Below are 22,851 nucleotides of genomic sequence, written 5' to 3'. Positions count from 1 at the left end.
GCACCACAAGTCCTCGGGGTCAAGCTTCATCCGGTTGCGGCAGGTAGAGCGAGCGATACCACAAATCGTCCATCACCCGAATGACCAGATCCAAGTCAATGGGCCCTTCGGTGTCGTCCCAGCCTGATAGGCGATGCACATCCGACAAGAGCGTGTCAGACATGTTGATGACTGCACGGGCCTTGAGGCGCAGAAAGGACAAGTCTTCATCGTCCTGCGCGGTCAGGCCACGCCGGATCAGATCGCTGACAATGCGCTCGGACCAGATGCGGTTGACCGATGCCATGCGCGCGGCCACTTCGGCGTCTTCGCGCAACAGGATTTCTCGCGCCTCCAGCAGGCGCGGGTTCCGGGCGGCCAGCATGACGGAATAGGTGTTTGCACGATGGATCGACGCCTTTAGCCCCAGCCCACCACCCCGCGGGCGATGAATGCGCATCAGGGCCCAGTATTTGCGCAGCACCGCTTTCACGATGTCGGCCCGACTGTGATAGTACAGATAAAGCGTTCCACGGACCAATCCGGCCGCGTTGGCCAGGTGATCCATGGTCAGGGAATCATATCCGACCTGTTCAATCTCGCGGGCTGCCACCGCCAACAGCGCGGCACGTGTGCGCACCCGTTTGCGGCGCTTTTCCATCTTGCGGGCCCGGTCCTGTAAAATATCGGCAACGCTAAACCCCTCTACTTGAGAGGTTTTTAGTATCTGTCGTGGGGTAACTTCCATCTGCATGAAAAATAATTGACACAGTGTCTATTTTTCGTCAACTTCTAAAAAATAAGACATCGTGTTCAAAAATGGATCACACATGCAGGGCTCACGCGTTCACTTTGAGAAGGTCACCAAATCCTTTGGGGAAACGGTCGCTTTGACCGACTTCAATCTGGATATCGCACCGGGAGAATTCGTGACGCTTCTGGGAGCGTCCGGGTCGGGCAAATCGACCGCCCTGAACATTCTGGCCGGGTTTTCGGATGCCACATCGGGCGAAGTCTACACCGGTGACCGCCCGCTGACCGGCGTCGCGCCAGAACACCGCAACGTGGGTATGGTGTTCCAGAACTTTGCCCTGTTTCCGCACAAGACCGTGGCCGAGAACGTGGCGTTCCCCCTGCGCATGCGCAAAGGCGCGCGGGACGAGATTGATCGCCGGGTAAAGGCGGCGCTGGAGATGGTGCAGCTTGGCGCCTTTGCCGCGCGCAAGCCTGCCGCCCTGTCCGGTGGGCAACGTCAACGCGTCGCCCTGGCCCGGGCCGTGGTGTTTGAACCGCCCGTTCTGCTGATGGACGAATGCCTGTCCGCGCTGGACCTGAAGCTGCGCGAAGAACTGCAGGACGAGATCCGCCGCATTCACCGCGAGATCGGAACGACCGTGCTGTTTGTCACCCACGATCAGACCGAAGCACTGACCATGTCGGATCGGATCGCCATCCTCGAAGGGGGTAAGATCGTTCAGATCGACGCGCCCGAGGTGCTCTATGACCGGCCCCGTACCCGCTTTGTCGCGGATTTCATCGGTCAATCCAACATGTTCGACCTATCCGCCGTCACGGACGGCACAGCAGCCGTTCCGGACATGGGGATCGACATCCCGGTATCAGATCCCACCGCCGTCGCCATCAGCATCCGCCCCGAACGCCTGCGTGTGATCCCGGGCGAAAACACATCGGGCCTTTCGGTTTTCCAAGGGGTTGTCGAGGACGAGACATTCTTTGGCCCGGTCGTGGCGCAAACGGTGCGCTTGCGCTCGGGCCGCAGGCTCGAGGTGCGTAGCCAGCGGTCGGGCCATGATCGCCTGCCACACACAGGCCAGACCATCACGCTGGCCTTTGACCCGGCAGACGCCGCGCCATTGGTCGCGACCTGAACATCGAAACGCAAAGGGAGAGAGAGATGACCATCAAAACCACATTCACCGCGCTGACGCTTGGCGCGACCCTCGCCGCAGGGACGGCCTGGGCCGACGGCTCTATCACCTATGCCGGGTCCGGCGGCGGTCTGGGCCAGGTGATGAAAGGCGTGTTCGACGACCCGTTCACCGCCGAAACCGGCATTGCTGTCAATGCTTTGGCGACCTCGGACCGGGCCTCGGCGCTCAAGGCGATGCAGGTCGCGGGCAAAGTGACCTGGGACGTGACCGAGTTGAACCCGATCGAATACGCCACCGCCTCGCTCTCGGGTTGGCTGGCCCCTCTGGACTGGTCCACCATCGACCCCTCGGGCGCGCTGCCGGAGGAGGCAAAGCTGCCGGACGCGGGCATTGCGGCCACCTTTTCGACCATCATGGCGGTGCGCACGGATGAGCTGCCCGACGGCAAACAGATGACGTCCTGGGCAAATTTCTGGGATGTTGAAACCTTTCCCGGCGGTCGCGCCTTGCAAAACCAGCCCATCGACAACCTGGAATTTGCCCTGATCGCAGACGGTGTAGCTCCGGTAGATGTCTACACCGTATTGGCCACCGCAGAAGGGCAGGACCGCGCCTTTGCCAAGCTGGATGAGATCAAGCCCCACATCACCGCCTGGTGGACGGCTGGCGCGCAGCCCGTACAGATGCTGTCGGATGGAGAGGTCGCCTATACCTCGGCCTGGAACGGACGCATCACCAAGCTTGCGTCCGAAGGTGTGCCGGTCGAAATCAACTGGAACGGCGGCGGCATCAAGGCGTCTTATGTGGCCATCGTGAAGGGGTCCGAGAACGTCGAAACAGGGCAGCAGTTCATCAGCTACATGATGACGAACCCCGAACGCGCAGCGCAATTTGCGTCGATGGTGCCGTATCCGGGCATGGTCAAAGGGCTTTATGACCACATCCCCGCAGAAAAGGGTGCGATGATGCCAACCCATCCCGACAACGTTGGCAAACAGTTCGTCACTGACGCCGTGTTCTGGGGCAAGAACCTCGGCCCGCTGAAAGAACGTTGGGAAGACTGGATCCTCGAATAATCCCATGGCCGCTGCTCGACAGTAGCGGCCACCCCACCCCTTGTCCTTGCGGAGCGCCAAGCCATGACCAAGCGGCTGACATTGCTGCCCGGCATTGCCCTGATCGGGATGCTATTTCTGATCCCCGTAGGGATCGTGTTTCAGCAGGGGCTGTTCGATCCGGTGTTCACAACCGAACATTTCGTGCGCTTCGCCACCCGCGGCGCCTATATGCGGATCTTCTGGAGCACGCTTCAGATCTCAACCGTGGTGGCGCTGGTCTGTCTGCTGGTCGGCTATCCCATCGCCTACTTCATTGTCCGCCAGCCCCCAGCCCGTCGCCCGTTCCTGATGTTCCTGGTGCTGGTGCCGATGTGGATGTCCATCCTGGCGCGCACCTATTCCTGGATGGTGGTGCTGGGCAAAGAGGGCATCATCAACCAAAGCCTGATCTGGCTGGGTCTGATTGATGAACCGATCAAGATGCTGTTCACCACCGGCGCCGTCTATGTGGCCATGGTGCAGATCATGCTGCCAATCCTGATCGTCACCTGCTTTTCCTCGATGACCGAGATCGACCAATCCCTGCTGCGCGCCGCCCGCATAATGGGCGCAAGCCCGCGCAAGGCGTTCCGTGAGGTGTTTCTGCCGCTCTCGGCCGAAGGCGCGATCACGGGAACCCTGATCGTCTTCATCCTGTCGATGGGCTTTTTCATCGTGCCTGCTCTGCTGGGTGGTCGCCGCGACGCGATGCTGGCCAACGTTATCAGCGGACAGGTCAGCCAGACCAACTGGGGCTTTGCCGCCGCAATCTCGATTGTCCTGCTGGGTGCAACGCTGCTGGTGCTGGTTCTGGTCCGGGGCGCATCCGCCAAACTGGTCCACCATCAAGAGGAGGCGCACTGATGCAAGACCGGAACCCGCTTCTCACCCTGTTCTACGTTCTGGTGGTGATTTTCCTGTTCTTCCCGATCCTGATCGTGGTGCCGATCTCCTTTTCCAGCGGACGTTTCCTGAGCTTTCCGCCCGAAGAGTTCGGCCTGCGCTGGTACATCAACTATTTCAGCGACCCGGTCTGGATGGCCGCCACCTTTCGCAGCCTGCGCGTGGCGCTTGGGGCCAGTATCCTCGCCACTTTTGTTGGCACCCTGTCGGTCATCGGCCTTGGCCGCAAACGCAGCAAGACCAGCGGTGCGCTGACCGCCCTCTTCGTGGCACCCGCCATCGTGCCCAACATCATCGTGGCGCTAGGGGTGTTCATCCTAGCTGTGCGTATGGGCGTGAGTGACAATGAGCTGACCCTGGTTTGCGCCCATGCCGCGATTGGCCTGCCCTTTGTGGTGCTCATGGTCGGCTCGGCCTATCGCCAGATCGACCCGACACTGGAACGCGCGGCCCGGATCATGGGTGCTGGCCCCTTGCGCGCCTTTCTGACCGCAACCCTGCCGCCACTCACCCCCGCCATCCTGTCGGCTGGCATCTTTGCTTTCTTCGTCAGCTTTGATGAACTCATCATCTCGCTCTTCCTGATGTCCAGCGCCGAAACCCTGCCGATGCGAATCTGGAATGACCTGCGGTTCGAAATCAACCCAACCATCGCCGCCGTCAGCGTGTTCTTTGTCGTGGTCACAACCCTTGCGATGACCATTGCCGAACTGCTGCGCCGACGCGCGGAAAAGAACAACGCGGCCTGACCGCAACCCCGGAGACAGACATGCTGAATTACGAAATATCCGGCCACATCGCCACGATCACCATCGACAACCCGCCGGTGAATGTCTTCACCCCGGCGATGCACAAGCAGATGTTTGAGATCCTGCAAGAGTTCAACGCCGACCTTGACGTGCGCTGTGGGATACTGACCGGGGCCGGAGATCGCGCGTTCAGTGCGGGCGACGACATCAAATCGAAACGCCCTGACCGCACGCGCGAAGAAATCGTCGACCGGCACCTGAACCCGTCGCGATCCTTTGACACGCAGGAATACCCGGGGTGGGAGCATGAGGTGATGACAATGCCCCGCTACAAGCCCATCGTGGGGGCCGCGAACGGGTATTGCTTTGGACAGGGCTTCATCTACTTCAACCTTCTGTCGGACATCCGCTATGCTGCGACCAACGCGATCTTTGGTATGCCCGAGATTGCCTATGGCATGGGTGGCGCAGGTGCCGCGCTGTCGCTTGGCAAGATGATCCCCCATGTCGCGGCTATGGAGCTGCTGCTGCTGGGCGAAAAGATCGACGCGGAAAAAGCCCAGCGCCTGTTTCTGATCAACGACGTGGTGGCACCGGACAAGCTGATGGACACCGCCTGGATTGCTGCAGAACGCATCGCCTCGCATCCCCCTTTGGGTGTGCGGGTTGAAATGGAAAGCTACCAGCGCGGTTTTGACATGAGCCGATCCGACAGCATGGCAATGGCCGGTCACATGTATCGTCTGGCCCGTTCAGTCCAATCGACGCAACCGCCACTGGCGGAAACAGGAGCGGCGGAATGACCCTGCACCCCGGACAGCAAGAGATCGACACCTTGGGCGCCAAACTGACGGCGCAGGGTTTTCCCGACAGCCTGCCTGCATTCTGCGCTGCACAGGCCGAGAAATACGGCGATGCCATCGCGCTCGACTATTTTCAGGACGGGGTGCAGCTTAGCTACACCGCGCTGCACCGCCGCTCGAACCGGATCGCCGCCAACCTGCTGGAACGGGGCTATCGCAAGGGCGCTCATATCGCTGTGATGCTGCCCAATGGGCCAGCCTCGGCCCTGATCTGGTTTGCGATCATGAAGATCGGCGCCGTCATCGTTCCAGTGAACACTGCCTACGGCGGCAAGGAGCTGGATTACATCCTGAACCAATCAGATGCGCAGGCGTTGATCATCGGCGATCAATTCCTGCCCGCATTTCGCGAGATGACGAACCGCCCCGAGCTGTTGAACAAACCTATGGTGGTTGTCTCCGGCGCGTTGGGCGATCTGGAAACAGGCGAAGAACTGGCAGACTTTGACCCCGGCTATGCCGTCACGGCCCAAGACCTGGCCAACCTGCAATATACCTCTGGCACCACCGGTTTCCCCAAGGGCTGCATGTTGACGCAGGATTATTGGATCGTACTCAGCCATTCGATTGCCCAGGTCCACACCCACTATGACAACCGCAACCTGTTCTTTTGGGCGCCGTTTTTCTACATGGACGGGCAGTGGTCGTTCCTGTCGGCCATGGCCATCGGCGGCAAGGCCATCATCGCGTCAAAAATGAGCCTGACCAAGTTCCTGGGCTGGCTACACGAAAATCAGGCACATTACTGCGTTTTGCCCGAACCCATCCTGAAAACCGTGCCACCTGCACCAGAAGACGCCAATATCCCGTTGAACTATGTCCACGCCTTTGGCTGGCGCCCCTCAGCCCGCGCCGAAGCCGAGGCGCGGTTCAACCTTGTTGCTCGGGACAGTTTTGGCATGACCGAGGTCGGCCCGGCCATCATCTGCCCTCATGCAGCAGGCGAGAAGCTGGAAACCAACACCTGTGGCTTGGCCGCACCGTTCCGGGAAACCCGCGTGGTTGACGAAAACGGCAGGGAATGCCCCCCGGGCCAGGCCGGAGAGCTGCAGATCCGAGGCCGGTCAATCATGCTGAGTTATTACAAACGCCCCGACGCCAACGCCGACAACTTTGATGGCGACTGGTTCCGCTCGGGTGATTTGTTCATCAAGGACGCCGACGGCTATCACCGCATCGTGGGACGACTGAAAGAGATGATCAAACGTGCCGGTGAAAACATCTCCGCCAGCGAGGTCGAGGCGGCCATGCGGGAGGCCCCACAGATCGCCGAAGCCGCCGCCATTGCGGTGCCGGATGATCTGCGGCGGGAAGAGGTCATGGTCCTGGTCAAACTGGCCGATGGGATCAAGGCAACCGACATGCCCCCTGTGGCCATCATGAACCATTCCGAACGGCTGGCCGCATTCAAACGCCCGCGCTACGTCGCGTATGTCCAAGAGTTTCCGCGCACCGCAACCAACAAGATCGCCAAAACCCAGATCACGCCGCACCACATTGAGGGCACCGTTTTTGACACACAGAGGATGTCGGAACTGTCAGAGAAAGAATTGTCTGCTCTCATGTAGCGGCTAACAGTTTACTGGGACCCTCAACCGGCCTCATTCATTTCAATCAACTGAATGAGATTCCCGCATGTGTCGTCAATGATGGCCATGCGGACCGGGCCCGCATCCATCGGCTCTTGCACGAACTCTACCCCGTGTTTTTCAAGCCGCCTTCGCTCGGCATCCAGATCCTCAACCTGGAACGAATGAGCCGGTATGCCATCCGCGACCAGCGCAGCCCTGTAAGGTCCGACAGCCGGGTGATTACTTGGCTCTAGCAACAGTTCTGTTCCGTCTGGCGCTTCGCTCGAGACCACCGTCAGCCATCGATCTTCACCCAATGGAATGTTGTGCTTCACTTGGAACCCCAAGACGCGGGTATAGAACGCTTCTGCTTTGTCCTGATCGTCGACAAAGATACTGGTTACATAGATTTTCATTTGCTGGTCCGTTCCTTTGGGGTTTTGCGATCCATCTTGCCTTTGCCGATTGGCCTTTGGAAACGCTCGGCGCATGGGCTTTGGTGCACCCAATCCATCCTATCTTGATCAAACCGGCCAGTTCCAGCACCACTTGATGCCCTGACGTTGCCCTTCGAGACAGAGCAGCACCATCACCCACAATAGTTTGTTGACCGCGGGCAACATGTTCTGGCATGAACGCGGAATGTTCGGTTCCGGGGGTATCCTCGGAAGCAATAGGGAATGCAGTGCGGCACATGTGTGCCAAGTCTGCAACTGCCCCCGCAACTGTAAGCGGTGAGTGCGGCTGATAATACCACTGGGACACCCCGGGAAGGTCAGCCAAGCGCTTTGACCCGCGAGTCAGGAGACCTGCCGAACATGCGCCCCCGGAAAGGGCGCTCCTCATCGGCGACGGGGTGTACGCCGGATCTGTTTGCCCAATTGGGCAAATAGTTTCGCGTTCCCCGATGTCAAAAAATACCTGTGCCGGGGAAGGCGCAACATGAGAAGGCTAGAATTCATGAAGAAACTGCTGTTGGCTGCAACAGCTGCCATGGCCATCCCGGCATTGGCACAGGCCCATTTCCTGCTGGAATATACCGACGACACCATGATCGAACGCCCCGGAGACGTGCCGGTCAAGCTGATATTCTGGCACCCATTCGAAGCTGGTCACGTGATGACCCTGGAAAAGCCGGAAGAGTTCTATGTGATCCACAACGGTAAGAAAACCGACCTGATGGACACGCTGAAAGAGACCACCTTTGACGGCCCCGAAAACACCGCCAAGGCGTTCATGGGCTCTGTCCCGGTCAAGCGCTCGGGTGACTATGTCGTTGTGACAGTTCCCGCGCCCTACTACGAAGAATCCGAAGACATCTATATCCAGCAGATCACCAAGGCGTACCTGAACCGCAATGAGCTGCCCACCGATTGGAATCAGCCGCAGGGTCTGGCCACTGAAATTCTGCCGCTGAACAAGCCCTATAACGTTATTGCAGGCTCGACCTTTACCGGTCGCGTGCTGAGCGACGGCAAACCGGTCGCCGGTGCCGAAATCGAGATCGAATACATGGCCGCCGAGCCGGACCTGACGGGCACCGGATCCAAGGCACCAACAGCGTCGCCGCTGCCTGGTGGGGCTTTGGTCGCGATCTCGGACGACAACGGCTATTTCACCTTTGGCGTGCCAAAGGCAGGCTACTGGGGTTTTGCCGCCTTGGGGTCGGGTCCAGAAACCGAGCATGACGGCAAAGAACTGAGCCAGGATGCCGTGATCTGGATCCGCGCCTGGGATCTGGAGTAAGCCCTTATGCACATCGTGGACGGAGCCCTTGCCAACCCTGTCGTGATCGGCGGTGCCGTCGCTGCGGCAGGCGGGATCGCAATTGGGCTGAAATCGCTGGATCTTGATCGCATCCCCACAGCGGGCGTGCTTGCGGCCAGCTTTTTCGTCGCCTCGCTGATCCACGTGCCGATCGGCCCGTCCTCTGTGCATCTGATCCTGAATGGTTTGGCTGGGCTGTTGCTCGGGTGGGCCGCCTTCCCTGCCCTGTTTGTCGGATTGCTGCTGCAAACCGTGTTTTTCGGCTTTGGCGGCTTGACCGTGCTGGGGGTCAACACCGTGAACATCGCCCTGCCTGCGGTGCTGACGTGGATGCTCTTTGGTCGCTTGATCGCCCGGGGATCCCCGGTTCACGGCGCGATCTGGGGCGGCATTGGTGGTGCATTCTCCATCGCGGCCACGACGGGTTTTGTCGCTGTCTCTCTTGCCCTGTCGGGTGATGCATTCCTACCCGCTGCCAAATTGGTGTTCTTTGCCCACATCCCGGTCATGGCAATCGAGGCCGTTTTGACGGGTTTTGCGGTTCTGCTTGCCCGCAAAGTCAAACCAGAGCTTTTTATAAAGGTGGCAACCTCATGAAAAAGCTGACCCTTATCTGCACCCTGATCCTGACACCATTGCCTGCGCTGGCCCACAAGGTGATTGCCGGGGTGTTCCCGGCCGGCGAGGCGATTGAAGGTGAATTGGGCTTCTCCAATGGCGACATGGCCGTGGATCAAGAGGTCATCGTCTACGGGCTCGATGGGGCCGAATTGGGCCGAACCGTAACCGATGCGGACGGTTTTTTCCTTTTCACCCCCACCAGACCTGTCGCACACACCTTCAAGGCTGATCTGGGCGCAGGCCATGTGGCCGATGTCACCATGCCCGCCGATGAAGTCGCCGACATCCTGGGTGTGGAAGCCGAAGCTTCGGACCCACCCGTTTTGGCCGCCCCCGCCGAAAGCGGTGCCACCATCACCGTCGCCTCTCTGTCCGATGAAGAGCGCGCTGCGATTGCCAAAATCGTGCGCGACGAAACCCGCCCCCTGCGTCGGGAAATTGCCGCCTATCGCGAACACAATGACCTGCAGAGCATCCTGGGCGGCATCGGTTACATCATCGGTCTCTTCGGCATCGGCTTTTACGTCGCTGCCCGCAAAAAGATGACCGCCTGATGGCACATGCGCTGGAACCCCAGGCCAAGACGCTGACCGAGGCCCAAGGCGGCTTTTCTTACGGGTTGATCAGCGACCATGATCCCCGCATGCGCATCGTGATGGCCTGTGTCTTTGCCATTGTCACGGTGTCTCTCAGCACCATTCCCGCGCTGCTCACTGCGCTTGCGACCTCAATTGGGTTGCTGCTGATGTCCCGCCTGCCTATTCGCCGCACGCTCAAGCGTATGGCCATGATGGACAGCTTCATCATCTTCATGCTGGTGCTTTTGCCATTTTCCATGCCGGGCGACGCGATGTTCACGGTGTTTGGCTTTGCCGCCAGTTGGCAAGGCCTGTGGAAAGCGGTTGAGATCGCCCTGACCGCCAATGCTGCAATCTTGGCGCTGATGGTTCTGGTCGGCACGATGGAGCCCGTCACCTTGGGCCATGCCCTGCACAAACTGCGCTGTCCCGAAGTGCTGGTACATCTCTTGATGTTCACGATCCGCTACATCGAAGTGCTGCGCGAAGAATACTTGCGCCTGCGCGGTGCCATGAAAATCCGCGGCTTTCGGCCCGGTACCAACTGGCACACCTACCGGAGTTTCGGCTATCTTGTCGGCATGATGTTGGTCCGCGCCATTGAACGATCCGAGCGTATTCTGGCGGCCATGAAGTGCCGGGGCTTTTCTGGGCGTCTATTGTTGTTGCAGGACTTTCGGATGACCCGACGTGACCACCTGTTCGCCGCAACGCTCACAGCAGTGTGCGTCGGTCTTTTGTGTCTGGATCTTCTATGACGCTGCTCAAGTTGGAACAGATTTGTTTTTCCTATCCCGGGCAGGCCCCTGTGTTGGACGGTGCCTCATTCAAACTTGAACCGGGGCAACGCCTGTCGATTGCAGGCCCCAATGGCTCGGGCAAGTCCACTCTCTTTCGAATCGCACTTGGGTTGCAGATGCCCACTTCGGGGCGTGTGATCGCCCTGGGTCAGGACAGACGCGTAGAGGCTGATTTCCATGACGTCCGTCGCCAGATCGGCCTTGTGTTTCAAGACCCTGACGATCAGCTGTTTTGCCCGACAGTGGCCGAAGACATCGCCTTTGGGCCACTGAATCTGGGCCGCAGCAAAACCGAAGCACTTGCGATCGTGGACCAAGTTCTGACGGACCTGAACCTGATGCATCTGCGTGATCGCATTACCCACAAGCTGTCTGGCGGAGAAAAGCGACTGGTCACCCTTGCGACCGTGCTTGCAATGGAACCCAAGGCTCTGCTTCTCGACGAACCCACCAACGCGCTCGACACCAAGAACGAGGCGCGTTTGCTGGAGATACTGCAGAACCTTCCTCAGGCCATCCTGCTGGTCAGCCATGCCCCCGCGTTCCGCCAAGCTTTGGCTCCGGACACCCTGGAACTGCGTGACGGTCGCCTGATCGCAAGCTGACCGAGTACTTGCTCGGAACTTTCTCCATTTTTGCAGGGCTGCCCACCCCTTGCGGGACCGACGCGAACCGCAGCCAGCGGATCGGTGTTTGCTTGCCCGACTTTCGTGGTTTCAAACTTGGGCAGGCAGGGTCGAGACACCCTTCTACTAATATTTTAGTTGACAGGGAAATTGCACTGCGAATATCAAAGTTAATGCTGGGAAGCCCAGCTAATACATAATCTTTGGGAGGAGACATGATGCGCAAGTATCTGCTCTCCGCGACTGCGGCAGTGGCCGTCATCGCGGGGTCTGGGACTGCTTTTGCTGACACAGCGGCAGCCCAGAAATGGATTGAACAGGAATTCCAGCCATCCACTTTGTCGAAAGACGAACAGAAGGCTGAGATGGAGTGGTTCATCAACGCGGCCCAGCCATTTGCGGGCATGGAAATCAACGTCCTGTCCGAAGGCATTCCAACACACGGCTATGAATCCGAAGTTCTGACAAAAGCCTTCGAAGAAATCACGGGCATCAAGGTCAATCACCAGATCCTGGGTGAAGGCGAGGTCGTTCAGGCCGTACAAACCCAGATGCAGACCCAGCGGAACCTGTATGACGGGTACGTCAATGACTCCGACCTGATCGGAACGCACTCGCGCTTGCAGCTGGCGTATAACCTGACCGAACAGATGGCGGGTGATTGGGCGGCGACAACTTCGCCGACGCTGGATCTGGACGACTTCATGGGCATCCAGTTCACCACCGGCCCGGATGGCAACCTGTACCAGCTGCCTGACCAGCAGTTTGCGAACCTCTACTGGTTCCGCAAGGACTGGTTTGACCGCGAAGACCTGCAGGCAGCGTTCAAGGAAAAATACGGCTATGACCTGGGCGTTCCCGTCAACTGGTCGGCTTACGAAGACATTGCAGAGTTCTTCTCGGAAGACGTGAAGGAAATCGACGGTGTCGCAATCTATGGCCACATGGATTACGGCAAGCGCGCGCCTGACTTGGGCTGGCGTATGACCGATGCATGGCTGTCGATGGCCGGTGCTGGTTCCAAAGGCGAGCCGAACGGTGTTCCGATCGACGAATGGGGCATCCGCATGGAAGCGGGCACCTGTAACCCGGTCGGCGCCTCCGTATCGCGCGGTGGTGCAGCAAACGGTCCGGCGGCCGTCTATGCGATCCGCAAATGGGACGAATGGCTGCGCAACTATGCCCCTCCGGGTGCTGCGAGCTTTGACTTCTACCAGTCCCTGCCTGCGCTCAGCCAGGGCAACGTGGCCCAGCAGATCTTCTGGTATACTGCGTTCACCGCCGACATGGTGAAGCCACAGTCCGAAGGCAACAACACCGTGGACGCCGATGGCAACCCACTGTGGCGGATGGCGCCCAGCCCGCATGGCCCCTATTGGGAAAAAGGCCAGAAAGTGGGCTATCAGGATGTTGGGTCGTGGACCTTCCTGAAATCCACTCCGTCTGAACGCGCACAGGCGGCATGGCTCTATGCGCAGTTCGTGACGTCCAAGACCGTCGACGTGAAGAAGTCCCATGTGGGTCTGACCTTCACCCGCGACAGCTCGGTTAACCACGAATCGTTCTCGGAACGCGCATCGAAACTGGGCGGCCTGGTCGAGTTTTACCGCTCGCCTGACCGCGTGGCATGGTCACCGACCGGCATCAACGTGCCTGACTATCCGAAGCTGGCCCAAATCTGGTGGCAGCAGATCGGTGACGTGAACTCGGGCGCCTTTACCCCGCAGGAAGCGATGGACCGTCTGGCCGAAGAAATGGACATCACCATGGCTCGTATGCAGGCCGCGGATGAAAGCGCCAATATCTATGGCGGCTGTGGCCCTCGCCTGAACGAGCCAAAGGACGCGTCCGAATGGCTGGGCAAAGGCGGCGCCAAGGCGAAACTGGACAACGAAAAGCCGCAGGGCGAGACCGTCAACTATGACGAGCTGGTCGCGCGCTGGAACCAGTAAACCAACACCACCCTCCTTGGGACACCGAGGAGGGCCCAAAGTGGCCGGAGCGTTATCCCTAGCTTCGGCCACACCCCACTCAAGGTGCGAATACCATGACAATCGAGCTAAAGGGTGCCAGCAAAGAGGTGCGTGGCATCACGCACATCAAGCCGACTTCGCTGGTGATGAAGACCGGGCATTTCAATGTGCTGCTCGGTCAGACCGGATCAGGAAAAACCTCGCTGATCAAACTGATGGCCGGGCTGGATCCTCTGGCCTCTGGGCAGATCCTTTTCGACGGTGAAGACGTGTCGAAACTGTCGACCCAGAAACGCAACATCAGCCTCGTTCACCAGTTCTTTGTGAACTACCCCCACATGAGCGTTTTCGACAACATTGCCTCCCCCCTACGGGTTGCAGGCATGGCCCGGTCGGAAATCGAAGACCGCGTGCAGGAAGCGGCCGATATTCTGCAGCTCGGACCGATGCTCAAGCGCCGCCCGCAGGAATTGTCCGGTGGCCAGCAACAGCGTTGTGCCCTGGCCCGTGCAATTGCCAAGGAAAGTCGCGCGGTTTTCCTGGATGAACCTTTGGCAAACCTCGACTACAAACTTCGTGAAGAGCTGCGCGAGCAATTGCCCGAACTGTTTGCCGGACGCGGTGCGGTCGTCGTTTACGCAACATCCGAACCCGAAGAGGCCCTACTGTTGGGGGGCGAAACCGCTCTGATGGATGACGGTGTGGTCACCCAATTTGGTCCCACGGCAGAGATCTACCGCGAACCGGCGACGTTGGCCTCGGCCCGCGTGTTTTCAGACCCGCCCATCAACGCGGCCGAGATCACAAAGACTGGCAATCAGGCGGAATTACGCACCGGGGTCAGCTGGACATTGCAAGGCGCAGCAGCCGCGCTGCCAGACGGGGCTTATACCGTCGCGATACGCCCCCACCACGTTTTGCCGGTCCGCCACGATGCAAAGGATGTGGCGCTGAACGGAATTGTGCAGGTGACAGAGCTGTCCGGCTCTGAATCCAGCGCGCATTTCCAAATGGGATCTGATGGCTGGGTGTCCCTGTCGCAAGGCGTTCATCCCTACAAGGTTGGCGAAGACCACCAGTTCTTCATGGATACAAACAAGGCGTTCTACTTTTCGCCTGACGGGAGGCTCGTGGCGTAATGGCAAAGATCACTCTATCCAACTTGCGCCATTCCTATCTGCCCAACCCCACGGGGCCTGCAGATTATGCGCTCAAGGAGATCGACCTCGACTGGAATGACGGCGGTGCCTATGCGCTGCTTGGTCCATCGGGGTGCGGCAAGTCCACGTTGCTGAACATCATCTCGGGCCTTTTGACCCCGTCCGATGGCCGCATCCTGTTTGACGACAAGGACGTGACCGACCTGCCGCCGGATCAGCGCAACATCGCGCAGGTTTTTCAGTTCCCGGTCATCTACGACACGATGACAGTGCGCGAAAATCTGGCCTTCCCGTTGCGCAATCGCGGCGTGAACGAAGCCAAGATCACCGAACGCGTCGCCGAGATCGCCGCGATGCTGGAGGTAGAGGACATGCTCGACACCCGCGCCGCACATCTGTCACCTGACAACAAACAAAAGATCTCGATGGGGCGGGGTTTGGTGCGTGATGACGTGAACGTTGTCATGTTCGATGAACCGCTGACCGTGATTGACCCGCATCTGAAGTGGAAGCTTCGATCCAAGCTGAAGGAACTGCATCAGCGGGTCCGGGCCACGATGATTTATGTGACCCACGATCAGACCGAAGCACTGACATTTGCCGATCAGGTGGTTGTCATGCAGGAAGGCGAGATCGTGCAGATCGGCACGCCGGTCGAATTGTTCGAACGGCCCCAGCATACATTTGTCGGCCACTTCATCGGCTCTCCCGGCATGAACATCCTGCCCGCCTTGGTCGAGGGGGGACAGGTCATGTTCAACGGTCAGGCCGTCAGCCTCGAAGGCAAAGTGACCGGATCAGGCGGCGTGACCCAATTGGGCATCCGGCCGGAATTCGTTTCGCTGTCGAACGCAGGCATTCCTGCACGGGTGCGCAAGGTTTCGGATGTCGGCCGCCATGCCGTGGTTGAAACCATGGTCGGTGAAACGGCCGTCAAAGCCGTGATCGAAGGCAATCTGCCTGAACAAGGCACCGAGGTGCATCTGGCCTTCCAGCAAAATCAAACACGACTGTACCGCGACGGATGGATCGCGACCGAGGTGGTATCATGAAGACCGAAAACCAACGCGCATGGTTCTTTGTGCTGCCGGTGCTGTTGCTGGTGGCCTTCAACGCGCTGATCCCGATCATGACCGTAGTCAACTACTCGGTTCAGGAGACGTTCGGGAACAACGTGTTCTTCTGGCAAGGGTTGGACTGGTTCGAGCAGATCCTGCGCTCGGAGCGTTTCCATGCAGCACTTGGACGACAGTTCATGTTCACTGGCCTGATCCTTGCGATCGAGATCCCTCTGGGCATCATCGTGGCGCTGTCCATGCCACGCAAAGGGTTCTGGGTGCCGGTTTGCCTCGTCACCATGGCCTTGCCGATGCTGATCCCCTGGAATGTCGTGGGCTCGATGTGGAACATCTTTACCCTGCCCAACATCGGCCTATTGGGATACTTCATGAATGATGTTCTGGGCATCAACTATGACATGACCCAACAACCCGTTTCAGCCTGGGTCACAATCGTCATCATGGATGTCTGGCATTGGACCTCGCTGGTTGTTTTGCTCAGCTATGCAGGCCTGGTTTCGATCCCGGACGCCTACTATCAAGCGGCCAAGATCGACGGCGCATCCCCATGGAAAGTGTTCCGCTACATCCAGCTGCCCAAGATGAAGACGGTTCTGACAATTGCGGTGCTGCTGCGGTTCATGGACAGTTTCAACATCTACACCGAGCCCTTCGTTCTGACCGGCGGTGGACCGGGCAACTCGACGACGCTCCTTTCGATCGACCTTGTGAAAATCGCGCTTGGCCAGTTCGACCTTGGACCGGCGGCGGCCATGAGCCTGATCTATTTCGCAATCACGCTGCTGGTCTCGTGGCTCTTCTACACCCTCATGACAAAGGATGACGCGCAATGAGAAAACGCTCCCTCATTCCGATCCTCTACATCCTGTTCCTGCTCTTGCCGATCTATTGGCTGGTGGCGATGAGCTTCAAGACCACACAGGAAATTCTGGGCGGTTTCAGCCTTTTTCCCCAGACCTTCACACTCGAGAATTACCGGGTAATCTTTACCGATCCGACCTGGTACTGGGGCTATATCAACTCGATCATCTATGTGTCGCTGAACACGGTGATTTCGGTCTGCGTGGCCTTGCCTGCAGCCTATGCCTTCTCTCGCTATCGGTTCCTTGGCGACAAGCAGCTGTTCTTTTGGCTGCTGACAAACCGCATGGCCCCGGCCGCCGTTTTCGCCCTGCCCTTCTTTCAGCTCTATTCGTCGGTTGGAATGTTCGACACCCATCTGGCGGTTGCGCTGGCGCATTGCCTGTTCAACATCCCGCTGGCAGTCTGGATCCTCGAAGGGTTCATGGGCGGCGTGCCGAAAGAGCTGGATGAGACGGCCTATGTTGACGGCTACTCTTTCCCGCGTTTCTTCGTCACGATCTTCCTGCCAACCATCAAGGCAGGCGTGGGCGTCGCGGCCTTCTTCTGCTTCATGTTTTCATGGGTCGAGCTGCTGTTGGCGAAAACCCTGACCGCGGTCGAAGCCAAACCCATTGCCGCCACGATGACCAAAACAGCCTCTTCGGCAGGGTACGAGCTGGGGCTTTTGGCGGCGGCGGGAACGCTGACCATCATTCCCGGTGCCATCGTGATCTACTTCGTTCGCAACTACATTGCCAAGGGCTTTGCCCTGGGGAGGGTCTGATGAGATACCTATTCACTCTGCTCCCACTTCTCATGGCCAACTCGGCAACCGCCCAGGGCTGGGGCAACGTGGCCAAAAAGGAAGAAGAAACCGGCTTCTCCTGGACCGCACCGCTTTGGCCGTCCTTCTGGATGGCCTGGACCCCGGCAACTTTCGTGCTGTTTTGTGGAATCTTTGGCGCGATTGCCGTGATCGGCGTGCTGGAGGTGTTCAAATATCGCGATGGGATTGAACGCAAGGGTGTCCTGGGCCTGACCACAACCCTTGGCGACAGGCTGTTCATCTGCCTTCTTGGAACCGCATATATTTTCCTTGCGTGGCTTGGGCTTGTCGGTCAACCGGTATGGTGGCCGCTGGGGATCAGCATCGCCTGGGGCATCTTTTGCTTCCGAAAGGTGTGAATTTTCACTTTGTAAAACGAAAACCTTAGTATTTACTCGTGCAATGCTACGAGTGAGCGGATGAGCCAGATGGGGCAGCAATGAAAAAGAAGAAAAGCGACCTGCTGACCGAAGTCGAACTGGAGTTCATGAACGAGCTTTGGGCTTTGGGAGAGGGTACTGTTCGGGATGTATTGGCGCGATTGCCGGATGATCGCAATCTTGCCTACACATCCGCTGCGACCATCTTGCGTATTCTTGAACAGAAAGAGTTTGTGACCAGCCGGAAGGAAGGGAAAAGCCATGTGTATATCCCAACCCTGGCGCGGGACACGTATCAATCACGCACACTTCGTGATCTGTCGATGAAACTCTTCGACGACACGCCTGCATCTCTTGTTGCACGCCTGTTGAGCGATGAAGAGTTGACAGAAGAAGCATTGGGGCAAATCCGGGCACTTGTGGATCGGAGGTTGAAAAATGATACCGGGTGAAGCGGTTCTGGATGCATTCGTGAATGCGAACATCCTTGTGTGCGTTGCTTACTGCTGTTGGTTCTGCATGCAAAAGGCAATGCAGAAAGCAGGATTGAGCCAGTTTCACGGAACTCAGCTCAAATTGCTGAACGGGGTTTTCCTGGTCGTTCTTTTCGCACCGTTCCTGGCGCTGGGATTTCGCACGTTGCAAACCAACGGAGTGGCGAGCCAGCTCAACCTGAACCTTTCGGACATGGTCGTGTCCTATTACCTGAATGGCGGCTTCGAGATGAAAGCCTCTGACCTGGAAGGTCTCATTCACGCGCGCGACACCTTTATCTTGAACGTCATGACCGGTACCGGCGTGGCGGCAAAGGCGGTCATAGGTGTCTTTGTTGCAGGACTGGCAATCGGAACATTGCGGTTGATCTTTTCCGTGTTCTGCTTGTACCGCATCGTGGCCAACAGCTATGGCTGGCGCAAATTCGGCCGCGTACGGATCATGCTGTCCGACCGGACCCTGGTGCCTTTTTCGACACGTGGTTTGTGGAACTATTACGTCGTTCTTCCGTCACACATGCTCGGCCAGTCCCATGAACTCAAGGTGTCTTTGGCCCATGAGTTGCAGCATGTCAGACAAGGGGACCTCGAGTGGGAGATCATACTGGAAGCGTTGAAACCCATCTTCTTCCTGAACCCGTTCTTCCATGCCTGGAAACGGCAAGTCGAAGAGCTTCGGGAATTCAATTGCGACAGCAAAGTTCTGTCCAAAGGCATCATCGATGTGCGGACATATTGCGATACGCTGTTGTCCATCTGCCAAGGCACGCTCCGCCGCGACCGGGCCTTCGTCATTGCGGTTCCAAAGGTCACCCTGGTCACGGCCGACCGCTCCAGCAACTGGAACAACCGGCCCAGCATGTTGGAGAGCCGCGTCTTGTCAGCGTTGGAGTCACGCCCCGTGCGTTTTCAACGCCTGCTTTTCTTGACCCTGTTGCTGCCTTTGGTCACTGCCCTGTCCATCACGGCTGTTGCTGTTCAAAGACCGGGTGACTGGAGCCAGGATCGGCTGATGCTCTCAACTGTCGTCAATCTGGAACGGCTCGACGAAATCAACCGCCTGTCCACGTTCGGACGCATTCGAAACTGACACCTATATCTCGACGGTGAGTTGTTGTGCGGACCTCTCCTTGGTCGCGCTCAAAACTCATGCCCCTTCAGACGTGCCCCATTTTGTGGGCGCGATTGCACTTTTCATCGCATCTGCCGTCGCTTCCCAGTTCCACAAATCCGGCAAACCAAAACAGATGAAATCTAAACTTTCTATTTACGGGGACGCTAAAGCCCGGGTCGCTGAAGCCAAGTTCATCAGCGAAAAGCAGTTGAGAACTGACGATATGCGGCGCCTGCGCTCCAACCCGATCTGATCTGAAGTTGACAGTGAACGGGTAAGCACAGACGCGCAGATCATGCCTCAAAGAAAGAAGATTTCGATGTCGCCAGCCTGATCGATCATCAAGCCAGTCAAAAAGACTGACGCGTTGTTGCCGTACTCAATCGAAATGCCGCGATCAGCGTCGATCCAGGTGATCGCGACTGGTTCAACATCCAGAAACCGAAGGGAGTCCTCTGCCGTATCAAAGCCTTTGATCAGGTCACGACCGTCATCAACCGAGAATTCGTAGACGTCCGCGCCTGCGTCACCGCTCAGAAAGTCATCTCCGAGGCCACCGTTGATCACGTCCGCGCCGTCCCCACCGCCAAGGGTATCGGCGCCGTCTCCTCCGGCCATATGATCGTTGCCTGCACCGCCTATGATCTTGTCCGACCCAAGACCTCCTTCGAGAATGTCGTTGCCGATCATTCCGTTTATGTAGTCGTCGCCGTCATTTCCCGACAGCGCGTTGTTGCCGGTGTTGCCGATCAGACGGTTATCAAGGGCGTTTCCGCTTCCACCAAAGTCACCGTCACCGAAGAATTGCAGGTCTTCGACATGGTTGGAGAGCGAGAAATCTGCCGTGGCGTGCACCACGTCATATCCCTCCCCCGCGTATTCGACAATTGTATCGAGCGCGTCCGAAACCTTGTAGATATCATCACCCAAGCCGCCGTAGGCCGTATCTGCACCCGCGTTGCCTGACAGCAAGTCCCGACCTGCGCCCCCAAACATGACGTCGTCACCTAGGCCTGGGCACAACGTGTCGTTGCCATCTCCACCGTAGGCGACGTCGTTTCCAGAACCGCCATGAAGCTTGTCGTTTCCAGATCCCCCCCAGAGTTCGTCGGCACCGTCGTTTCCGTGCAACTTGTCATGTCCGTCGCCACCATGAATCTCGTCGTCTCCGCCCCCACCGATCAAGTTGTCGTTGCCATCCTTTCCATCGATGAAGTCATCGTTCTGCTCTCCGACGATCATGTTGCGAAGCTCGTTTCCGATGCCGACATCCGCTTCGGACCCCTTCGCAAACCTCAGGTTTTCCAACCCGTCGCCCAAGGTGAAATCAACTTTTGACTTAACGGAGTCGATCCCGCTGCCGCCCTCTTCAGACACGACATCCCCAATTGCATCGACAAAATAGGTGTCATTGCCGGTACCGCCAAACATCGTGTCGTTACCAGTCCCCCCGTCGAGGACATCGTTGTCCGCCTCGCCATAGATAACGTCATCGCCAGCCTCAGCCCTGATGAAGTCGTTGCCGCCGCCGCCATAGATGTCGTCATCTCCAAGACCTGCAAAGATCTTGTCCCTGTCGCCATAGCCAAGGATCACGTCGTTCAGACCATCTGGCCCATCTATGTGTGTGCCATCCGCATCCGTGAACCCGACCATGTGATCGTTCTCGGCCGTGCCCTGCACCGGAGACGTTGCAAATGTAACGGTCGCTGTGTCCGTGATGTCGCTTTCATTGCGGATGGAATACGTCAACTCGGCAACGACATCCCTCGGAGTGCTCCCGGGCGACACAGAAATCAAACCGTTGCCTAGGTATGTCACCGCCTCCCCGTTAACGAGCGTGAGAGTGTCGCCCTCGGCGACTTCCGCGCCATTCAAATGGGTCAGCGTAAGGCTCTCTCCTTCGCTGACGTCATCGTTGGCCAAAAGATCGACTGTCACCGCATCGCCTTTTGCAGCCAACTTCACATAGTCGTCCTCTGCGACAGCAACCGACAGAACGGGCGAACGCAGCAGAACAGTTGATGACGTGTCGATGCCAAGGAAAGGGTCTACTCCGCGTGTGTCGAGGGCGCCGTCATTGCTCGATACCGTGGGGGCGTCGGCAAGCAGCTCCATGTAGAGCGCCCCGTCATCTCCGGTTGTGATCTTGTAGAACCCGCCTTGGTTCGGTGTCGAAGGGTCAAGATCGTGATCCGCATTGTTGGCGCCAACGTACACATTGCCATCGCCATCCACCATCGTTGCGCCAAACGCGCTTGACGGGATGCCGGTCTTTTGAGCGCCATCAACGATCGTGCCCACGATTTCCTGTGTCGTCACCACGGGCTCGCCACCGAGGCTGACTTCGGAAATGTCGATCGAAACCAAAGTGCCGGGCTGACCCGCTGAACCGCCATGAGAAACGCCGAAAAAGGTCTGTGTCGACGGCAAATACGCCAGGTCGGCAAGACCACTGGTGGACACCCCCAAGGACGGCAAATCTAGCTCCTGCGTGACCAGCGAGCCGTCCGGGTTGGTTTCCGACAGGTCATACACAACAGCCTTGCTCAAGTTTCCACTGAACGTCCAAAGGTTGCCCTGACCATCCACGTCCCCGATGTAGGACCCCATGATTCCACGTGACACCGCATAAGTTGCGCCTGTTGCATCCATGGCGATGACATCGTTGCGGGCAATGGAATTCCCGACAGCATCAACGCCGTCCGAGCGGGCAATACCGTAGATCAGATCGTATTCAGTCGAATAGCCAATCGCGTTGACGTTGACAGCGGCGGACGTCTCGGTTTCGGTGTAGCTGTTGGTTTCCAGATCAAACTTCACCAACTGACCGTTGAGAACCTGGTAGATAAAGTTTTGACCAGGCGCGAAGGCTTCGACCGTCACATCCGAGCCCAGAAAGTTCATGGTCTTCTCATAAGACGGAACAACCCCAGATGTATCGATTGCTTCGTCGGCTCCCGAATTCACGCTTGTAATCGCGAAGTCCAAATTCGCTGTGCCGCCCGTTCCGATCAATTCAAAGACATATGTTTCGAAAACACCGCCCTCGTGATGAAACGTTCCAATGCTTTCACCGTCAAAGAAGACCTCGACCGTGACATTCTGAACGTCGGCCGCAAGATTGGCAGCCAAGTTGAATTCAAGCTCGTACGGGACATCCAAAACGGTCTCAACGGATGTGGTCAGTATCGGCCGACCGTTCTCACTGGTCTCGGCTAACCAGTGGTCTGACACAGCATATTGGTCAAAAGTGAGTCTCTCGTCTGCATCCTGAAGCAGGTTGTCCATGTTTCGTCCTCGATGCTGTGTCTACACACGTTGCTGAACCAGCAAGAGACGCTGGTGGTTGCCATGCATCGTGATCGAACAACACTCAGGCTTCACGGGACCTTTTGCACATCTGAAGTCGCAAATGGCGCAAGGACATATACCTTTGAGAGCACTCGCCAAACTTTCGTATCGCGCAAAAGCCAACTGCATTGGGCCGAAGTCGCCTCAAAACCTAAGCGCGTGCTCGTCGGCTTGTGCTTGGT

General features: G+C 58.0%; 23 protein-coding genes and 1 riboswitch. Of the genes, 20 read left to right on the top strand and 3 right to left on the bottom strand.

Translation table 11 applies throughout. From position 1 onward, the window contains the following. Nucleotides 1-19 precede the first annotated feature (19 nt). Entirely contained in the window at nucleotides 20-640 is a 621-nt protein-coding gene (locus tag TRM7615_RS17015) for a TetR/AcrR family transcriptional regulator (protein WP_165821461.1), read from the bottom strand. A gap of 169 nt (nucleotides 641-809) precedes the next feature. Between TRM7615_RS17015 and TRM7615_RS17010 the strand changes: the two genes are divergently transcribed. The 6 genes from TRM7615_RS17010 to TRM7615_RS16985 all read left to right on the top strand — a co-directional run bounded on the left by TRM7615_RS17010 (nucleotide 810) and on the right by TRM7615_RS16985 (nucleotide 7,051). After that, nucleotides 810-1,868 (top strand): ABC transporter ATP-binding protein, encoded by a 1,059-nt coding sequence (locus TRM7615_RS17010; RefSeq protein ID WP_108789703.1) that lies wholly within the window; start codon nucleotides 810-812, stop codon nucleotides 1,866-1,868. A 26-nt stretch (nucleotides 1,869-1,894) separates the two neighbouring features. Beyond that, the gene (locus TRM7615_RS17005) at nucleotides 1,895-2,947 is read left to right on the top strand and encodes an ABC transporter substrate-binding protein (protein ID WP_108789701.1); all 1,053 of its coding nucleotides are present in this window, start codon (nucleotides 1,895-1,897) and stop codon (nucleotides 2,945-2,947) included. Nucleotides 2,948-3,010: 63 nt separating this feature from the next. Then, nucleotides 3,011-3,832: an ABC transporter permease gene (locus TRM7615_RS17000; RefSeq protein ID WP_108789699.1), complete on the top strand. Its 822-nt coding sequence runs from the start codon at nucleotides 3,011-3,013 to the stop codon at nucleotides 3,830-3,832. Then, nucleotides 3,832-4,620 carry an ABC transporter permease gene (locus TRM7615_RS16995; RefSeq protein WP_108789697.1) on the top strand — a complete coding sequence of 263 codons (789 nt, stop codon included), beginning with the start codon at nucleotides 3,832-3,834 and terminating at the stop codon, nucleotides 4,618-4,620. Before TRM7615_RS17000 ends, TRM7615_RS16995 begins: the two co-directional genes overlap by 1 nt. A gap of 20 nt (nucleotides 4,621-4,640) precedes the next feature. After that, the gene (locus tag TRM7615_RS16990) at nucleotides 4,641-5,423 is read left to right on the top strand and encodes an enoyl-CoA hydratase/isomerase family protein (protein ID WP_108789695.1); all 783 of its coding nucleotides are present in this window, start codon (nucleotides 4,641-4,643) and stop codon (nucleotides 5,421-5,423) included. Next, the gene (locus TRM7615_RS16985; protein ID WP_108789693.1) at nucleotides 5,420-7,051 is read left to right on the top strand and encodes a class I adenylate-forming enzyme family protein; all 1,632 of its coding nucleotides are present in this window, start codon (nucleotides 5,420-5,422) and stop codon (nucleotides 7,049-7,051) included. Before TRM7615_RS16990 ends, TRM7615_RS16985 begins: the two co-directional genes overlap by 4 nt. Nucleotides 7,052-7,074: 23 nt before the next feature. On the opposite strand, the gene TRM7615_RS16980 is transcribed toward TRM7615_RS16985, so the two are convergent. Continuing rightward, a complete protein-coding gene (locus TRM7615_RS16980; protein WP_108789691.1) occupies nucleotides 7,075-7,470 on the bottom strand; it encodes a VOC family protein in 396 nt (131 codons plus the stop codon). Between the two features lie 214 nt (nucleotides 7,471-7,684). Beyond that, nucleotides 7,685-7,885, top strand: a riboswitch (cobalamin riboswitch). A gap of 129 nt (nucleotides 7,886-8,014) precedes the next feature. Between TRM7615_RS16980 and TRM7615_RS16975 the strand changes: the two genes are divergently transcribed. From TRM7615_RS16975 to TRM7615_RS16910, 14 genes are all read left to right on the top strand, one after another. After that, complete coding sequence (locus tag TRM7615_RS16975; RefSeq protein WP_108789689.1) at nucleotides 8,015-8,800, top strand: DUF4198 domain-containing protein; 786 nt, start codon at nucleotides 8,015-8,017, stop codon at nucleotides 8,798-8,800. Nucleotides 8,801-8,806: 6 nt separating this feature from the next. Further along, nucleotides 8,807-9,418: a cobalt transporter CbiM gene (gene cbiM / locus TRM7615_RS16970; RefSeq protein WP_108789687.1), complete on the top strand. Its 612-nt coding sequence runs from the start codon at nucleotides 8,807-8,809 to the stop codon at nucleotides 9,416-9,418. Continuing rightward, a complete protein-coding gene (locus TRM7615_RS16965; protein ID WP_108789685.1) occupies nucleotides 9,415-9,996 on the top strand; it encodes a NikL family nickel/cobalt ECF transporter subunit in 582 nt (193 codons plus the stop codon). The genes cbiM and TRM7615_RS16965 overlap by 4 nt, the downstream gene beginning before the upstream one ends. After that, nucleotides 9,996-10,778: a cobalt ECF transporter T component CbiQ gene (gene cbiQ, locus TRM7615_RS16960; RefSeq protein ID WP_108789683.1), complete on the top strand. Its 783-nt coding sequence runs from the start codon at nucleotides 9,996-9,998 to the stop codon at nucleotides 10,776-10,778. The genes TRM7615_RS16965 and cbiQ overlap by 1 nt, the downstream gene beginning before the upstream one ends. Beyond that, nucleotides 10,775-11,425, top strand: a complete 651-nt coding sequence (locus TRM7615_RS16955) for an energy-coupling factor ABC transporter ATP-binding protein (RefSeq protein ID WP_108789681.1) — start codon at nucleotides 10,775-10,777, stop codon at nucleotides 11,423-11,425. The genes cbiQ and TRM7615_RS16955 overlap by 4 nt, the downstream gene beginning before the upstream one ends. Before the next feature lie 239 nt (nucleotides 11,426-11,664). Then, nucleotides 11,665-13,398: an ABC transporter substrate-binding protein gene (locus TRM7615_RS16950; protein ID WP_108790070.1), complete on the top strand. Its 1,734-nt coding sequence runs from the start codon at nucleotides 11,665-11,667 to the stop codon at nucleotides 13,396-13,398. Between the two features lie 95 nt (nucleotides 13,399-13,493). Then, complete coding sequence (locus TRM7615_RS16945; protein ID WP_108789679.1) at nucleotides 13,494-14,558, top strand: ABC transporter ATP-binding protein; 1,065 nt, start codon at nucleotides 13,494-13,496, stop codon at nucleotides 14,556-14,558. Beyond that, a complete protein-coding gene (locus tag TRM7615_RS16940) occupies nucleotides 14,558-15,631 on the top strand; it encodes an ABC transporter ATP-binding protein (RefSeq protein WP_108789677.1) in 1,074 nt (357 codons plus the stop codon). Before TRM7615_RS16945 ends, TRM7615_RS16940 begins: the two co-directional genes overlap by 1 nt. Next, a complete protein-coding gene (locus tag TRM7615_RS16935; protein ID WP_108790068.1) occupies nucleotides 15,628-16,491 on the top strand; it encodes a carbohydrate ABC transporter permease in 864 nt (287 codons plus the stop codon). Before TRM7615_RS16940 ends, TRM7615_RS16935 begins: the two co-directional genes overlap by 4 nt. Next, a complete protein-coding gene (locus TRM7615_RS16930; RefSeq protein WP_108789675.1) occupies nucleotides 16,488-17,285 on the top strand; it encodes a carbohydrate ABC transporter permease in 798 nt (265 codons plus the stop codon). Before TRM7615_RS16935 ends, TRM7615_RS16930 begins: the two co-directional genes overlap by 4 nt. Then, on the top strand, nucleotides 17,285-17,686 hold the full coding sequence (locus tag TRM7615_RS16925) for a DUF2160 domain-containing protein (protein ID WP_108789673.1): 402 nt from the start codon (nucleotides 17,285-17,287) through the stop codon (nucleotides 17,684-17,686). Before TRM7615_RS16930 ends, TRM7615_RS16925 begins: the two co-directional genes overlap by 1 nt. Before the next feature lie 80 nt (nucleotides 17,687-17,766). Further along, a complete protein-coding gene (locus tag TRM7615_RS16920; protein WP_108789671.1) occupies nucleotides 17,767-18,159 on the top strand; it encodes a BlaI/MecI/CopY family transcriptional regulator in 393 nt (130 codons plus the stop codon). Further along, nucleotides 18,146-19,291: a M56 family metallopeptidase gene (locus tag TRM7615_RS16915; protein ID WP_108789669.1), complete on the top strand. Its 1,146-nt coding sequence runs from the start codon at nucleotides 18,146-18,148 to the stop codon at nucleotides 19,289-19,291. The genes TRM7615_RS16920 and TRM7615_RS16915 overlap by 14 nt, the downstream gene beginning before the upstream one ends. 40 nt (nucleotides 19,292-19,331) lie before the next feature. Beyond that, nucleotides 19,332-19,568 carry a hypothetical protein gene (locus TRM7615_RS16910; protein ID WP_125133703.1) on the top strand — a complete coding sequence of 79 codons (237 nt, stop codon included), beginning with the start codon at nucleotides 19,332-19,334 and terminating at the stop codon, nucleotides 19,566-19,568. A gap of 47 nt (nucleotides 19,569-19,615) precedes the next feature. Here the strand turns inward: TRM7615_RS16910 and TRM7615_RS16905 are convergent, their stop codons facing one another. After that, nucleotides 19,616-22,606, bottom strand: a complete 2,991-nt coding sequence (locus TRM7615_RS16905; protein ID WP_108789665.1) for a calcium-binding protein — start codon at nucleotides 22,604-22,606, stop codon at nucleotides 19,616-19,618. Between the last annotated feature and the right edge of the window lie 245 nt (nucleotides 22,607-22,851).

It is taken from the genome of Falsiruegeria mediterranea M17 (assembly GCF_900302455.1).
Taxonomy (GTDB): domain Bacteria; phylum Pseudomonadota; class Alphaproteobacteria; order Rhodobacterales; family Rhodobacteraceae; genus Falsiruegeria; species Falsiruegeria mediterranea.
The sequence above is the reverse complement of the archived record's forward strand: the minus strand, read 5'-3'. Positions and strand labels throughout refer to the sequence as shown.